Annotated in this window: 15 protein-coding genes; 8 read left to right on the forward strand and 7 right to left on the reverse strand. The window is 67.3% G+C overall.

Features of this window, described 5'->3' with window-relative positions; translation table 11 throughout:
* The first annotated feature begins 73 nt into the window (after positions 1 to 73).
* Together JHL17_RS30405 and JHL17_RS30410 are read left to right on the forward strand one after the other, a co-directional pair.
* Positions 74 to 259, forward strand: a complete 186-nt coding sequence (locus JHL17_RS30405; protein WP_200198338.1) for an entericidin A/B family lipoprotein — start codon at positions 74 to 76, stop codon at positions 257 to 259.
* A gap of 54 nt (positions 260 to 313) precedes the next feature.
* A complete protein-coding gene (locus JHL17_RS30410) occupies positions 314 to 502 on the forward strand; it encodes a hypothetical protein (RefSeq protein ID WP_149197050.1) in 189 nt (62 codons plus the stop codon).
* 105 nt (positions 503 to 607) lie between these two features.
* Here the strand turns inward: JHL17_RS30410 and JHL17_RS30415 are convergent, their stop codons facing one another.
* Positions 608 to 2,593 carry a lytic transglycosylase domain-containing protein gene (locus JHL17_RS30415; protein WP_211113587.1) on the reverse strand — a complete coding sequence of 662 codons (1,986 nt, stop codon included), beginning with the start codon at positions 2,591 to 2,593 and terminating at the stop codon, positions 608 to 610.
* A gap of 36 nt (positions 2,594 to 2,629) precedes the next feature.
* Between JHL17_RS30415 and dapA the strand changes: the two genes are divergently transcribed.
* The 3 genes from dapA to JHL17_RS30430 are packed head-to-tail and all read left to right on the forward strand — an operon-like array spanning position 2,630 to position 5,036.
* Positions 2,630 to 3,505 (forward strand): 4-hydroxy-tetrahydrodipicolinate synthase, encoded by an 876-nt coding sequence (gene dapA / locus JHL17_RS30420; protein ID WP_200198340.1) that lies wholly within the window; start codon positions 2,630 to 2,632, stop codon positions 3,503 to 3,505.
* Between the two features lie 30 nt (positions 3,506 to 3,535).
* Positions 3,536 to 4,009: an SsrA-binding protein SmpB gene (gene smpB, locus JHL17_RS30425; protein WP_200198341.1), complete on the forward strand. Its 474-nt coding sequence runs from the start codon at positions 3,536 to 3,538 to the stop codon at positions 4,007 to 4,009.
* Between the two features lie 4 nt (positions 4,010 to 4,013).
* Entirely contained in the window at positions 4,014 to 5,036 is a 1,023-nt protein-coding gene (locus tag JHL17_RS30430; RefSeq protein ID WP_200198342.1) for a methyltransferase, read from the forward strand.
* 48 nt (positions 5,037 to 5,084) lie between these two features.
* Here JHL17_RS30430 and JHL17_RS30435 read toward each other — a convergent pair whose 3' ends face one another.
* The gene (locus tag JHL17_RS30435) at positions 5,085 to 6,068 is read right to left on the reverse strand and encodes an aldo/keto reductase (protein WP_200198343.1); all 984 of its coding nucleotides are present in this window, start codon (positions 6,066 to 6,068) and stop codon (positions 5,085 to 5,087) included.
* Positions 6,069 to 6,163: 95 nt separating this feature from the next.
* On the opposite strand from JHL17_RS30435, the gene JHL17_RS30440 reads away from it, so the two are divergent.
* Positions 6,164 to 6,814 carry a TetR/AcrR family transcriptional regulator gene (locus tag JHL17_RS30440; protein WP_200198344.1) on the forward strand — a complete coding sequence of 217 codons (651 nt, stop codon included), beginning with the start codon at positions 6,164 to 6,166 and terminating at the stop codon, positions 6,812 to 6,814.
* Here the strand turns inward: JHL17_RS30440 and JHL17_RS30445 are convergent.
* The 5 genes from JHL17_RS30445 to JHL17_RS30465 form a co-directional block, all read right to left on the reverse strand.
* Positions 6,786 to 7,646: a helix-turn-helix transcriptional regulator gene (locus tag JHL17_RS30445; RefSeq protein WP_200198345.1), complete on the reverse strand. Its 861-nt coding sequence runs from the start codon at positions 7,644 to 7,646 to the stop codon at positions 6,786 to 6,788. The genes JHL17_RS30440 and JHL17_RS30445 overlap by 29 nt on opposite strands.
* 33 nt (positions 7,647 to 7,679) lie before the next feature.
* Positions 7,680 to 8,237, reverse strand: coding sequence for a YbhB/YbcL family Raf kinase inhibitor-like protein (locus tag JHL17_RS30450; protein WP_200198346.1), 558 nt, complete (start codon positions 8,235 to 8,237; stop codon positions 7,680 to 7,682).
* Between the two features lie 91 nt (positions 8,238 to 8,328).
* On the reverse strand, positions 8,329 to 9,333 hold the full coding sequence (gene hemB, locus JHL17_RS30455) for a porphobilinogen synthase (RefSeq protein WP_200198347.1): 1,005 nt from the start codon (positions 9,331 to 9,333) through the stop codon (positions 8,329 to 8,331).
* A gap of 118 nt (positions 9,334 to 9,451) precedes the next feature.
* Entirely contained in the window at positions 9,452 to 10,375 is a 924-nt protein-coding gene (locus tag JHL17_RS30460) for a metallophosphoesterase family protein (protein WP_345773909.1), read from the reverse strand.
* Between the two features lie 19 nt (positions 10,376 to 10,394).
* The gene (locus JHL17_RS30465; RefSeq protein WP_200198348.1) at positions 10,395 to 11,288 is read right to left on the reverse strand and encodes a diacylglycerol/lipid kinase family protein; all 894 of its coding nucleotides are present in this window, start codon (positions 11,286 to 11,288) and stop codon (positions 10,395 to 10,397) included.
* 314 nt (positions 11,289 to 11,602) lie between these two features.
* Here JHL17_RS30465 and JHL17_RS30470 point away from each other — a divergent pair, with 314 nt between their 5' ends.
* Both JHL17_RS30470 and JHL17_RS30475 read left to right on the forward strand, forming a co-directional pair.
* The gene (locus tag JHL17_RS30470) at positions 11,603 to 12,664 is read left to right on the forward strand and encodes an enoyl-CoA hydratase/isomerase family protein (RefSeq protein ID WP_200198349.1); all 1,062 of its coding nucleotides are present in this window, start codon (positions 11,603 to 11,605) and stop codon (positions 12,662 to 12,664) included.
* 251 nt (positions 12,665 to 12,915) lie between these two features.
* Entirely contained in the window at positions 12,916 to 13,389 is a 474-nt protein-coding gene (locus tag JHL17_RS30475; protein WP_045580172.1) for a MarR family winged helix-turn-helix transcriptional regulator, read from the forward strand.
* The last annotated feature ends 202 nt before the right edge of the window (positions 13,390 to 13,591 follow it).

A 13,591-nucleotide genomic window follows, 5' to 3' on the forward strand; every position in this document is an offset into this window, starting at 1 on the left:
GAGACGAACGATCCCCGGACAATCGCTCATTCCCATCTCCCCAAGCCCCCTCACCCCAGACCGGAGAGACACCATGCAGCACGCCAAGAACCGCAGGCAGCGCGCCACCGCCCGCGCCATTCCGTTCCCCGCGCGCGAGGTGGTGATCCTGACCTTCCTGATGGCGCTTGCGGCCATGCTGACCGGCTGCAACACGGTGGAGGGGGCCGGGCAGGACGTCCAGGCTGGTGGCCGGGCGATTGAACGGACCGTCGACTGAGGCGTTATCACAGGGCTGTCCCGCGACGGGCATCACATTTCCAGGAGTTTCCGCATGAGCGATCCGCAGAAGCCGTCCACCCCCGGCGAGATTCCGCCTCCGTCCAACCCCAATCCGCCGCAACCCGGCCGGCCGACGACGCCCGACCCCTATCCGGTTCCGGACAATCCCGGCATCCTGCCGGAGGTTCCCCCGCCCGCCGACGAGCCGATGCCGGGCATGCCGAACCCGACGACGGCGTGATGGGTTGACGGGGAGCAGGCCCCTGCGATCGGTTCGCCGATGGCAGGGGCCGTCGCCGTGATCGATGCAGGGGGCGACGACGCCCGAATCAGGATCGCCGCCGGATCATCGCCGCAAGTCCTTGTCGAGGTTCGGCTCAGTCCGATCGCCGGTCAAGCGGGCGCGATACACCTGGACGGCCTCCAGCACGCGCTGGACGTAGTTGCGGGTTTCGGAGATCGGGATCAGTTCGATCCAGTCGACCACGTCGACGGCCTCGGTGCGCGGGTCGCCATAGGTCTGGATCCACTGGCGCACGCGGTTCGGACCGGCGTTGTAGCCGGCGATCGCCAACACCCAGGACCCGTTGAAGCGGTCGATCAGGTCGGCCAGGTAAGCCGAGCCCAGCGTGACGTTGTAGACGGGATCGGAAGTCAGCCGGGCGTTCGTGTGCTTGAGCCCGAGCTTTCCCGCCACCAGCTGTGCCGTCGTCGGCATCAGCTGCATCAGCCCGCGGGCACCGGCGGACGAGACGATGGTGGGGTTGAAGGTGCTTTCCTGCCGGATGATGCCGTGGATCAGCGCCAGTTCCGGCGCCGAAGGCCGCGTGTCGATCATCGGATAGCCGACCTCGACCAGGAACACGTCGTTCTGGGCGGCGTCCTTCGCGGCGGCGACGGCGAGGTCCCGGCGGCCGACGTCGCTCGCCAGCTTGGCCGCCAGCACATAGTCGGCCGGGGTCTTGGCGTCCAGGCTGATGCGACGGACGAAGCTGGTCGTCTGGTCGGCGGCGTTCCCGCCGATCTCCGCCAGCACCCGGGCGACGCGCACCACCTCGCGCTTGTTGAAGGCGGCTGATTCGGCGCCGGACACCGTCGGCGGCGTGGGCAGGGTGACCGCGCCGCCGGAGACATGGCGGAAAGCCAGCTGGCCGTAGAAGGTCGTGGGATAGGTCGCCGCCTTGGCGTACCAGTCGCGCGCCGTCCCGGCCTGCCCAAGGGCTTCCGCCGCACGGCCGCACCAATAGGCGCCGCGGGCCTTGCTGATCGGGGCGGTGACCGAGCGGTAGAGCTTGTGGAAATGGGCGAAGGCCTCCGACGGCTTGTCGAGGAAGCGCAGCGCCAGGAAGCCAGACAGGAACTCCGCATCGGCGAAGGCGCTGCCCTCGCTCATGCCGTTGGTGCTGACCAGCCGGTAGGCGAGGTTGTAGTCGCCGCGTTCCATCGCCCGCCGGGCCAGCAGATGGCGTTCCGACCACCAGGATTGCGGACGGCCCATGTCGGTGCCAGCCTGGGCGATGATCTCCAGCGCGCCGGCATCATCGCCCTTGCGCCGCAGGTAGCGGGCGCGGTCGAACATCAGGCCGGGATCATTGAGCAGGCTGGGCGGCACGCGCGACAGGACCGCAGCGGCGCCCGCGCTGTCGCCGTCCAGCGCGATCCGCGCCTCGATCAGCGCGTCGTAGGCCTCGTCGAAGAAGGGCAGCATGCGGCGCACCGGCGCCTCCTGCTTGGCCCACAGCAGCCGGTCGATGCGGGCCTTGTGGTCCTGTTGGCGCAGGTAGGGGGTATAATGGGAAAGGAAGGTCGCTTCCTCGTCCGCGGTGAAGCTGCCGTCGGCCCACTGCTTGCGGATCAGGGTGGTTGCACGCTCCGTGCTGCCGATCGCGATCAGCGCGTCGGCATAGCGGACGAAGCCGTCATTGGTCGCCGGCGGGTTCTGGCGGAACCACTCCACCACCTCGGCCGGCGGGATGTCGGGCATCGCCATCTCCGCCTGGCGGCGCAGAGCCGCCATGTTCGGCCAGTCCGGATTCTCGCCGATGAACGCGGCGATGTCGCTGAAGCTGCCGCCGCCGGGATTGGCCAGCGCGATCCAGCGCAAAACCTTTGCCGGTAACGGGTCCTGGGCAGCGGATGCCGCGGCCAGCGCTTCCGCCAGCCGTTCATCGGCGGCGAGCCTGAAGGCCTCGCGGTAGATGGCGATGTCCTGCGGGCCCAGGGCCGAGGCTGGAAGTGCGCCGGGAAGCGCCGCGAAAAGGGTGATGAGACCCGCGAAAACAGTGGTCCGGGCGCTCTTGCCGAGGGCGGCGGGGAGGGATAATGTGCGCAACTCTTTTTTCCAGCTAAGCCGACTGAGGAGGCAGCCATGTTCCACGGTTCCATCGTCGCCCTTCTGACTCCGTTCAAGGGCGGGAAAGTGGACGAGAAGGCCTTCCAGTCCTTCGTGGAGTGGCAGGTCGCCCAGGGCACGCACGGTCTGGTGCCCTGCGGCACCACCGGCGAGTCGCCGACCCTGACCCACGAGGAACACAACCGCGTCGTGGAGCTGTGCATCGAGGCGGCCGGCGGCAAGGTGCCGGTGATGGCCGGCACCGGCTCCAACTCGACCGACGAGGCGGTCGCGCTCACCCGCCACGCCCGCCAGGCGGGCGCGCAGGCGGCGCTCGTGGTCACGCCCTACTACAACAAGCCGTCTCAAGAGGGTCTGTACCAGCATTTCAAGGCGATCCATGACGCGGCGGATTTGCCGATCTTTATCTACAACATTCCGGGCCGCAGTGTCGTGGATATGTCTGTGGCGACGATGGCCCGGCTGGCGAAGCTGCCCAACATCGTCGGTGTGAAGGACGCCACCGCCGACCTGTCCCGCCCGTCCCGCCTGTTGCAGGAGGTCGGCCCCGACTTCATCCAGCTGTCGGGCGAGGACGCCACCGCGCTGGGCTTCAACGCGCAGGGCGGCGTGGGCTGCATCTCCGTCACCGCGAACATCGCGCCGGCGCTGTGCTCCGCCATGCAGACCGCCTGGGCCAAGGGCGACCTGAAGGAGGCTTTCCGTCTGCGCGACGTGCTGTCGCCGCTGCACGACTCGATGTTCGTCGAGACCAGCCCGGCCCCGGTGAAGTTCGCCGCCAGCCTGCTCGGCCTCGGCAGCGACGAGGTCCGGCTGCCGCTGGTTCCGGCGACGGAGACCGCCCGCGCCGCCGTGCGTGGAGCCATGAGCAAAGCCGGCCTGTTGTCCTAAGCGACGGAACGGGCCGTAGAGGAGAGAGACTTGGCGACGCGCGAGGAAGCAAAAAAATATGCGGCGCAGAACCGCCGCGCGCGGTTCGACTTCTTCATCGATGATGTCCTCGAGGCCGGGATCATGCTGACCGGCTCCGAGGTTAAGTCGTTGCGCGGCGGCCGCGCCAGTGTGAACGAGGCCTATGCCGGCCTGAAGGCCGGGGAGCTGTACCTGTTCAACGCGTACATCCCCGAATATCTCCAGGCCGGCCGCATCGATCAGCACGAGCCGAAGCGCCCGCGCAAGCTGCTGGTCCGCCGCCGCGAGCTGGACAAGCTCGCGGCCGGCATCAAGCAGAAGGGCGTCACGCTGGTGCCGATGTCGGTCTATTTCAACGACCGCGGCTATGCCAAGGTCGAGATCGGCCTCGCCACCGGCAAGAAGAAGCACGACAAGCGCGAGAGCGAGAAGGAACGCAGTTGGCAGCGCGACAAGGCGCGGCTGATGCGGGATAAGGGCTGATCCGGTGGCACGTCTCGACAACCGGGCGACGGACCGCGACTCCACCGTCGCCGCCGTGGCCGCCGAAGCCCTGTCCGAAATGCGGCCGCAAGGCCGGATCCTCGTCGCCTTCGACAGCGACGGCGCCGTCGCCGACGCACTCCGAGACGGCGGGGCGGAGGTGGTGGCGTGGAACCGGCTCGCCACGGGCGGGCAGCATGCGACGCCTTGGCCGGCCGAAGGGCCGTTCGACGGTGCCGTGCTGCGCCTGCCGCGTGGCTGGGCCGGGTTTGAAATGGCGCTGCATGCGCTGGCCTCGCGCTTGGCGCCCGGTGCCCCGCTGTGGATCGCCGGCGGCAACGACGAGGGGGTGACCAGCGCACCCAAGCATCTGGACGGGCTGGCCGAGGATCCGGAAACCCTGATCGTCAAGCGCCGGGCCCGGCTGTTGCTGACCCGCCGCACCGCTGCGCCGGCCAAGGGCAGGCTGGAGGATTGGCGGCAGGCCGTCTCCCTGACGCTGCCGGACCGGACGCTGGAGCTTGTGTCCTATCCCGGTCTGTTCGCCCATGGACACCTCGATGCCGGCACGGAATGCCTGCTGAAGGTTCTGCCGGAGGTGGCGGCCGGTACCCGTGTGCTGGATTTCGGCTGCGGCGCCGGGGTGATCGCACGGGCGGTGCGTGAACGTCAGCCGGACGCGCCGCTGACCCTGCTGGACATCGACGCGGTGGCGCTGCACGCGGCCCGCCAGAACGTCCCTGACGCCGAGCTGGTGCTGAGCGATGGCCTGGCGGGCTTGGGGACCCGCGAGCGTTTCGGCCTGATCCTGTCCAACCCGCCGCTTCATCGCGGCAAGGACGAGGATTTCGGCATGCTCGACGCGCTGGTGGCGGGGACGAAGCAGTATCTGAAGCTGCGCGGCACATTGGCGGCGGTGACCCAGCGGACGGCCGGTGTGGGCAAGCTGTTCAAGACTGCCTTCGGGCACAGCGACATGCTGCTGGAGACCACGCAGTTCCAGGTCTGGGCGGGGACGCCGAAGTAGCGGACGCGGTTGGGAGTCGCCGGCGAGCGACGACTCCCAACCTCGACGTCACACATTCACCCCCCGCATCCCCTCCGCCGTATAGCGATCGCCCGCCGCCACGCCCGGCGGCAGAGCGTCGCCCAGCGCCTTCACCTCTGCCCCGGTCAGAGCCACCGTCGCGGCGCCGACATTCTCCTCCAGATACTTGATCCGCTTGGTCCCCGGGATCGGCAGGATGTCCGGCCCCTGGGCCAGCAGCCACGCCAGCGCCACCTGACCCGGCGTGCAGCCCTTCTGTGCCGCAAGCGCCTTCACCTGCTCGACCAGCGCCAGATTGCGGTCGAAATTGTCCCCGGAGAAGCGGGGGGCGATGCGACGGAAGTCGTTTTCGGCGAACTGGGCGGGGCTGCTGACCGCGCCGGTCAGCATGCCGCGGCCGAGCGGGGCATAGGCGACCAGCGAAATCCCCAACTCCCGGCAGGCCGGCAGGACCGCCGCCTCCACGTCTCGGGTCCACAGCGAATATTCGCTCTGCACCGCGGCGATGGGGTGGACGGCATGGGCACGGCGCAGGGTGGCGGCCGACACCTCCGAAAGGCCGAGCGCCCGGACTTTCCCCGCCTTCACCAGATCGGCCATGGCGCCGACGGTGTCTTCCACCGGAATCTCAGGATTGAGGCGATGGGCGTAATAGAGGTCGATGGTCTCCACCCCCAGCCGCTTCAGAGAGGCATCACAGGCCTGGGCCACATAGGCCGGGCTGGTATCGACCCGGCGGCTGTATTCGCCCGGCTGGCGCACGATGCCGAACTTGGTGGCGATCACCACCTGGTCGCGCTTGGCGGCCAGGAAGTTGGCGAGCAGCGCTTCGTTGTGGCCGCTGCCGTACATGTCGGCGGTGTCGTAATGGGTGACGCCGAGTTCCAGCGCCCGTTCCAGCGTGGCGAGCGACTGGATGTCGTCGGTCGGACCGTAGAACTCCGACATGCCCATGCAGCCGAGGCCAATTTCGGAAACCGAGAGAATGCCACCGATGTTGCGCTGTTTCATCGCTTTACCCCTCCCGTGCCGCGGCCGGGCGGATTACCCTGGGAGCCTGCGGCAACGACTACACTACACAGTGCAGTGTAATTAGAGGGTGGGGAATGTCAACGTCTCAGGCGGGGAGTACCGGGCGCGGCTCGGTGAAGCGGGATGCGGTGGTGGACGCGGCGACCCGCGCTTTCCTGACCCATGGGTACGAGGCCTCTTCGATGGACGCCATCGCCAGCGACGCCAACGTGTCGAAGCGCACCGTGTACAACCACTTTCCCGGCAAGCGGGAGCTGTTCCAGGCCGTGGTGTCCGGCCTGTATGAGGGGTTCCGCAGCGCCGACGGCCAGAGCCTGCTGCGCCATGACCAGCCGCCGGAGCAGGCCCTGCCGGTCTTCCTGCGCTCCCTTCTGGTCCACACGCGCAGGCCGGAAGTTCGCGGCCTGCTCCGCCTCGTGATCGCCGAGCATCAGCGCTTCCCGGAACTGTCGCAAGACTACCTGGAGGGCGGGAAAAGCCAGGCCTATGCGCTGCTCGACGACTACATCGCCGCCCAGCATGCGCGCGGGCGGTTGAACGCGCCCGACCCGCATGTGGTGGCGACGCAGTTGCTCGGCGGCATCAAGGAGGTGCTGTTTTGGCCGACCATGCTGGGCCTGCCGGTGACCGCCGACCCGGAGCGGGTGATCGCCGATTCGGTCGCCGCATTGATCCGTGCTTATGGTCGGGCGCCGCTCAGCGGCCCCGCAGGGTCGAAGGATTGACGCCCACCGCCGTCCGGATGCGCCGGGCGAAGTGGGAGCGGTTGGCATAGCCGCAGGCTTCCGCGGCTTCCTGGACGCTCAGGCCTTCGCGCTCCAGCAGATCGCGGGCGTGCGCCACCCGCTCTTCGGTCAGGATGCTGCGGACCGAGCATCCTTCGTCGCCCAGGCGGCGGCGCAGCGTACCGGCGCTGAGATTGAGCGCTCCGGCCACGCGTTCCGCGGTCCAGGCCATGCCGGGCTGGGTCCGCATCAACTGTCGCACCGCATCGGCCGTTCCGGTCGGCGAAACCGGCCCCAGCCACCAGACCCCGTCCTCCAGCAGGGCCAGCAGCACCTCCATGCAGCGATGCTCCGCCAGTTTCGTCGGCAGCGGCGGGTCGGCGGTCAGGCCGACGGCGGCGTGGTGGATGGCGTCGGTCAGGACCGGCGTCAGGGTGACCCGCCAGTCGCTCGGGCGCGGGCGCGACGTCAAGCCGTCGTTGCCATGGGCACGGAGAAGGCGACGCACCATCTCGGCCGGGAACTCCAACAGCAGGGCGCGATAGCGGCCGCCGGACCCCGGGTCGTTCACCACCGCCCCGTGCCAACCCGGCGGCAGGAGCATGGCGCTGCCGGCCGGAAAGAGCCGGGTCGTGCCGGACGGATCCGTCAGCTCCTTGCTGCCCTCCAGAACCACGATCAGGGCTGTGCGCTCGATCCGCATCTCGGCCAGGCGCTCGCAGTCATGGGCGACGAAAGCCCACAATGCCGGCCGGTGAGGTCGGTCGCCTGCACCGGGCCGCAGGTCGCGAGCGGCGAAGCGGGACAGGCGGGCAAGGAGATCTGGACCCATGGTCACCCTCCTATGATGGCGGTCGGTGGACGATCAACGGCCGTAGCGGGCCGTCAGGGTTGCCTTTGCCAGGCTGGCGGCGTTCAGGTTGAAGCCGACCATCGCACCCGACGCATCGGCCGCCAGCGGCAGGTGGTCGGTCTTCAGCGCATGAACGGTCACCACATAGCGGTGCGGCTTGTCGCCTTGCGGCGGGCAGGGGCCGCCATAGCCGGCGATGCCGTAATCGGTGCGGCTCTGCACCGCGCCGGGGGGCAGGAGCGGCGTTGCCGGATCACCCGCGCCGGCCGGCAGGCCGCGGGTATCCGGCGGCAGGTTGAACACCACCCAGTGCCACCAGCCGCTGCCGGTCGGGGCATCGGGATCATAGATGGTGACGGCCAGACTGCGGGTGCCGGCTGGCGGCTCGGTCCAACTCAAGGCCGGTGATTGGTTGGCGCCTGCACAGCCGAAACCGGCGAAGACGTTCCGTTCGGGAACCGGCGATTCGTCGGTGAAGTCGGGGCTGTGCAGTTCGAACGCAACAGCCGGGGAGGCGCACAGCAGCAGGGTGGCCAGCAAGGCGGGGCGGAAGCGGGCTTTCGAGGTCATCGGGGCATCTCGGTCGATTGGAATGCCCCGATGTTAAGGAGCCGCGGATCGCTTCGCGGCCCCCGGAGGCTCAAAGATGGCCCCGAACTGCTCAGACCTGCTTGAGCAGCCTCGCGGCGTCGACTGCGCCGTAGGTCAGGATGGCGTCGCAACCGGCACGCTTGAAGCCCATCAGCGTCTCCAGCAGCGCCTTGTCATAATTCAGCCAGCCGTTTCCGGAGGCGGCACGCAGCATCGCGTATTCGCCCGACACATGATACGCGAAGGTGGGAACCGCGAACTGGTCCTTCACCCGGCGGATGATGTCGAGATAGGGCAGGCCGGGCTTCACCATCACCATGTCCGCCCCTTCCTGCAGGTCGCAGGCGACCTCGCGCAGCGCCTCGTCGGTGTTGGCGGGATTCATCTGGTAGGTGGACTTGTCGCCCTTCAGGAAACCGCCGGAATTCACCGCGTCGCGGAACGGACCGTAGAAGGCGGAGGCGTATTTGGCGGCATAGGAGCAGACGCGGGTCAGCTGATAGCCCTGGGCATCCAGCGCGTCGCGGACGGCGCCGATGCGGCCATCCATCATGTCGGACGGGGCGACGATGTCGGCGCCGGCTTCCGCCTGCGACAGCGCCTGGCGGATCAGGACCTCGACGGTCTCGTCGTTCTGGATGTAGCCGTCGCGCAACAGGCCATCATGGCCGTGGCTGGTATAGGGGTCGAGCGCCACGTCGCCCAGGATGCCGACCTCGGGCGCCGCGGCCTTCACCGCACGGATGGCGCGGTTCATCAGGTTCTCGGGATTGTAGGCCTCGGCCGCATCCTCCGACTTCGCATCGGAACCGACGACCGGAAACAGCGCGATGCAGGGAATGCCCAGCGAGCCGGCCTGCGCCACCGCCTCGCACAGCAGGTCGATCGTGAGGCGCTCCACGCCGGGCATGGAGGCGACTGGTTCCCGCCGGTTCTCACCCTCGATCACGAAGACCGGCCAGATCAGGTCGTCGACGGTCAGCGTGTTCTCGGCGACCAGGCGGCGGGTCCAGGCATCGGCACGGTTGCGGCGCAGACGGGTGCGCGGGAAGGCGGCGGGCAGGGTGATCGACATCGGGAGATACCATGCACTTAGAACGAGTGCGGTGATCCTACGCCTTCCCGCATAGTGAACTCAAGACGCGGCGGCCCGGCCGGTGCTTATGGACCGGGCAGGCTGCCTTGCACGGGTCTCATGCCCCGCCCCGGGCCTCGCCACCGGCATGGCGAATCACGGACTCCCAGCGGACGGCGACCGGATCGCTTCCATTCGGACCGCCGTCCACGGGACGGAAACCGGTGTCCTGCGCCTGCAGGGCCCAGCGGTTGCCTTGCTTGCGATAGCTGGAGACCAACCCGCCGGTGAAGGCCGCCCCCTCCCATGACCGCACCTCGAACGTCACGGTGGGATGGGCGACGGTGATCAGGTTGTAGGCGTTCGCTTCGTTCCGCAACCGGGTGGAGGTGGCGGTGGAAGCCTGGGCGACCAGGATCGAGCGGGCCACCTGGGTGTGGAAGCTCATGATGTCGCCGGAATAGGCCTTGTGCAGATGACCCGCCAGCAGCAGGTCGATACCGCAGCTTTCCAGCGTGGGCAGCACCAGCTTGTGACGTCCCACCAATTGGGTCTTCGGCAGATCGGGCGGCGGCAGGAAGGGGTGGTGGGTGAACAGCACCTTGAAGACCGTGTCGGGCATGCCGCAGAAGACCTCGCGCACCCGGGCGATCTGGCGCCGGTTCATCCGCCCTTCGGAGAAATCCATGATGACCGGGCGGGCGGTGTTGATGCCCAGGACAGCGATCTCGTCGTCGATATGCAGGGGGCTGAAATCGTTGGTGATGTAGCGCCGATAATGGCCGAACGGGTCGGTAAAGCGCTTGAACACGTTATAAACCGGGATGTCATGATTCCCCGGTACAGCCATGTAAGGAAAAGGTAATTTCCGCAGGAAGGCGCGTGCCTCCTCGAAATGGCGCGCCTTCGCCCGCTGCACGAAGTCACCGGAGATGACGATCAGGTCTGGGGTCTGCGCCGTCAGGTCGGCCAGCAGGCCGTCCACCACGCGCTGGTCGATCCGCCCGAAATGCAGATCGGAGATGTGAGCGAGCCGTTTCACGCCATCTTCATCCTTTCTCTCAGCCTGGTGCCAGAACCTTCAGGGCCCCCGGGAGGATCCGATAGTGAAGCGGAGCGTGGAGCTTCCGGATCTCGCCGTCGTTGACCATCTTCAGGTGGTGGCGGCGGCTGTGGACCGTCAGGCCGGTGACCGCATAGGTTTCCAGCCCCTCGTCCTGCTTCCAGGACCCGGCGACCAGCCTTCCCATCAACCGCAGCATCGCGAAGGCGTTCCGTTCGCGGGCGACATAGACGCCGAGTTTCCCCGCATCGAGAGCCTGACGGGTCAGGACGAGCCCGAACCCGTCGTCATAGACGTTGTTGGAAACGACCAGGATCGGCGTGCGCATGCGCCGGGGACCTTCACCCCAGTCCAGGCGGACATCCAGCATCGGCAGCCGGTACAGCGTTTTCGCCAGGGCGACGGCGGCACCTGGCCATTTCAGGAGCCGGTGCTGCTTGCGCTGACGCTCGCGTTCCTGAACCACCTGCGGATAGAAGCCCAGGACGGAGCTGTTGGTATAGGGCTCGCCATTCACCTCGGCGATGTCGATGGCGCGGACCCGTCCGGCGGCCAGCGTCTCCGCTGCGCTTTCCAGTTCAAGTGGGATATGAAGATCGCGAGCCAACAGGTTGAGGCTGCCCAGTGGTATGACGCCCAGCGTCTTGCCGGTCGGGAGCGCCAGCTTCACCGCGCTGTGCAGCGTGCCATCGCCGCCGCCGACCACCACCGTTTCGGCGTCGGACTCCAGCACCTGCCGGATCGTTTCCGTACATTGCGGGCCGTCGACGGTGTGGAGATCCACAGCGGCGCCATGCCGTTCGAACGCGGTGCGGATCGTCGCCTCCGCGGTGGCGATCGGCCGGTCCACCAGCGAACCCGCCTGCCGGTTGAGGATGATCGCGATCTTCATGGGGCACCCGGCGGCATGGGAGGCGGTATCGACATCTGACCTTCCGTGATGCATCAGAGAGGGATGGTTTTCAGATGAGAGCGTGAGCGCAACGGTCCAAGGGGGCCGATGTTCCTAAACCGCGTATCGAGGGCGCCGAGGACCCGCTTGGCGGCGCCGGCCGCAACATCCGGATCCGTATGGTTGGTTTGACAGCGCCGCAGGCTCCCGTATCATCATCGCCGGCCGTTCTCCATGCCCCCGAGACGCCATGGAGATGGACGGGCGGTTCGCCACCGGCCGATTCGCAACGATAACAGAGAAAATACAAGACGATGAACGACGCTGCTGAGATTCTGTTCGAACGTCGGGGCGCCATCGGCCTCGTCACGCTCAACCGGCCCAAGGCGTTGAATGCGCTGACGCTGGACATGATCAGGCTGTTCGATCCGCAGCTGCGGGCCTGGAACGCCGATCCGGAGATCAAGGCCGTCGTGATTCGCGGTGCCGGCGAAAAGGCTTTTTGCGCGGGCGGCGACGTCGTCAGCCTCTACGAGGCCGGGAAGGCCGCGAAGGAGGGGCGTGGGGACACCAGGCCGGTGCGGGCCTTCTTCAGCGAGGAATATGTGCTGAACCGCCTGATCAAGCGTTTGTCCAAGCCCTATGTCGCGCTGATCGACGGCATCTCCATGGGCGGCGGCGTCGGGCTTTCTGTTCATGGCACCCATCGCATCGTCAGTGAACGGACGCTGTTCGCCATGCCGGAGACCGGTATCGGTCTCTACCCCGATGTCGGCGGCACCTATTTCCTGCCGCGGCTGCCGGGGCAGGTCGGCATCTGGCTGGGCCTGACCGGCGACCGCCTGAAGGCGGCCGACCTGCTGGCCATCGGCGCCGCCGATGCCTTCGTGCCGAGTGCGAAGATCGACGCGCTGATCGACGATCTGGCAGCCGGCGTTCCGGCGGACGATGCCGTCGCGACCCATCGCGGTGATGCCGGCGAGGCCGCCGTGAGCGCGGTCCGCGCGGCAGTCGACCGCTGCTATGCCTTCGACAGCGTCGAGGCGATCCTCAAGGCGCTGGAGGCCGAGGGGACCGAATGGGCGGCCGGCCAGATCGCCACCCTGCGCCGGGTATCGCCGACCAGCCTGAAGGTGACGCTGGCGGCATTGCGGCGCGGGGCGAAGCTGGATTTCGAAGGCTGCATGGTACAGGAGCTGCGCCTCAGCCTCGCCTGCCTTGCCGGGGACGACTTCTATGAGGGGATCCGCGCCGCCCTTGTCGACAAGGACAAGAACCCGAAATGGAAGCCGGCGGACCTGACCGACGTCGGTCCGTCCGACGTCGAGCGTCACTTCGCCGAACCGGCAGGTGGTGACCTCGTGTTCCGCGATTGACGGTTCGGGCGGCGGAGGCCGGTCGCGCAAGTGATCGCGGGGCCGGTCCTTTCCGCTTATGCAGAGGCTGACGCCCGGCCGGAAACCATCGGGTGCAGCACCCGGCGAAAGGCGCCTGTACAGACGGGTTGTGCCGGACTTTTTCCGGAATTATTAGGATGATTGCCGACCAATGATCGGTTAATCTCGCCTTAAGGTCCCGGTATCGTCCTTGCGCGGGGAACGGCCGGTTAGAGCCAAAGGAGACCGCGGTGCGCAAACCTTATTACGAGAGCATTCTGTTGATCGAGCGGCTTCACCGCCACTTTCTTGAAGTGCTCAAGACTGAGTTGGACCGGCTCGGGATCCAGGACATCAACAACGTTCAGAGCCTGATCCTGTACAATATCGGCGAAGACGAGATGACGGTCGGCGAGTTGACCGCGCGTGGTTACTATCTGGGTTCGAACGTCTCCTACAACGTCAAGAAGATGGTCGAGAACGGCTATCTCGGCCAGGAACGCTCCCCGCATGATCGCCGGTCGGTCCGTGTCCGCCTGTCGGAGAAGGGCCTGGATCTCCGCGAGAAGATCAGCGTCATGTTCGAACGTCATCTGACCGCGCTGGAAAAGGCCGGTTTCAGCGATGAGGAACTGACCAAGGCCAACGAAACCCTGCGCAAGCTGGAACGCTTCTGGTCGGCGTCGCTCGACTACAGCGGCTTTCCGATGACCTCCGCGGCCTGATCGGCCGGATTGCGACGGCCCCCGCGGTTCCGGCTCCTGCGGGCGGCGTCGAGTTTCAGCTTTCCATCCTCAGCATTCGCGGCGGTCCGGTTCGTCCGGTACCCAGGGCGGAAAGAGCTCCGAGGATGGAAAGAGGAAAGAAATTGTACGAGCCGGCACCTTTGCCATCCTCTCCATAACCATCACGCCCGCCCCTGAACCC

The sequence above is a fragment of the Azospirillum endophyticum genome (assembly GCF_016595245.1).
GTDB lineage: Bacteria > Pseudomonadota > Alphaproteobacteria > Azospirillales > Azospirillaceae > Azospirillum > Azospirillum endophyticum.

What these genes read in the sequence shown, in the direction of transcription:
- hemB (WP_200198347.1), bottom strand. Translation starts at nt 9,333, where the DNA reads ATGTCGATCACCCTGCCCGCCGCCTTCCCGCGCACCCGTCTGCGCCGC.
- JHL17_RS30470 (WP_200198349.1), top strand. Translation starts at nt 11,603, where the DNA reads ATGAACGACGCTGCTGAGATTCTGTTCGAACGTCGGGGCGCCATCGGC.
- JHL17_RS30445 (WP_200198345.1), bottom strand. Translation starts at nt 7,646, where the DNA reads ATGGGTCCAGATCTCCTTGCCCGCCTGTCCCGCTTCGCCGCTCGCGAC.
- JHL17_RS30465 (WP_200198348.1), bottom strand. Translation starts at nt 11,288, where the DNA reads ATGAAGATCGCGATCATCCTCAACCGGCAGGCGGGTTCGCTGGTGGAC.
- JHL17_RS30450 (WP_200198346.1), bottom strand. Translation starts at nt 8,237, where the DNA reads ATGACCTCGAAAGCCCGCTTCCGCCCCGCCTTGCTGGCCACCCTGCTG.
- JHL17_RS30435 (WP_200198343.1), bottom strand. Translation starts at nt 6,068, where the DNA reads ATGAAACAGCGCAACATCGGTGGCATTCTCTCGGTTTCCGAAATTGGC.
- JHL17_RS30440 (WP_200198344.1), top strand. Translation starts at nt 6,164, where the DNA reads ATGTCAACGTCTCAGGCGGGGAGTACCGGGCGCGGCTCGGTGAAGCGG.
- JHL17_RS30410 (WP_149197050.1), top strand. Translation starts at nt 314, where the DNA reads ATGAGCGATCCGCAGAAGCCGTCCACCCCCGGCGAGATTCCGCCTCCG.
- JHL17_RS30405 (WP_200198338.1), top strand. Translation starts at nt 74, where the DNA reads ATGCAGCACGCCAAGAACCGCAGGCAGCGCGCCACCGCCCGCGCCATT.
- dapA (WP_200198340.1), top strand. Translation starts at nt 2,630, where the DNA reads ATGTTCCACGGTTCCATCGTCGCCCTTCTGACTCCGTTCAAGGGCGGG.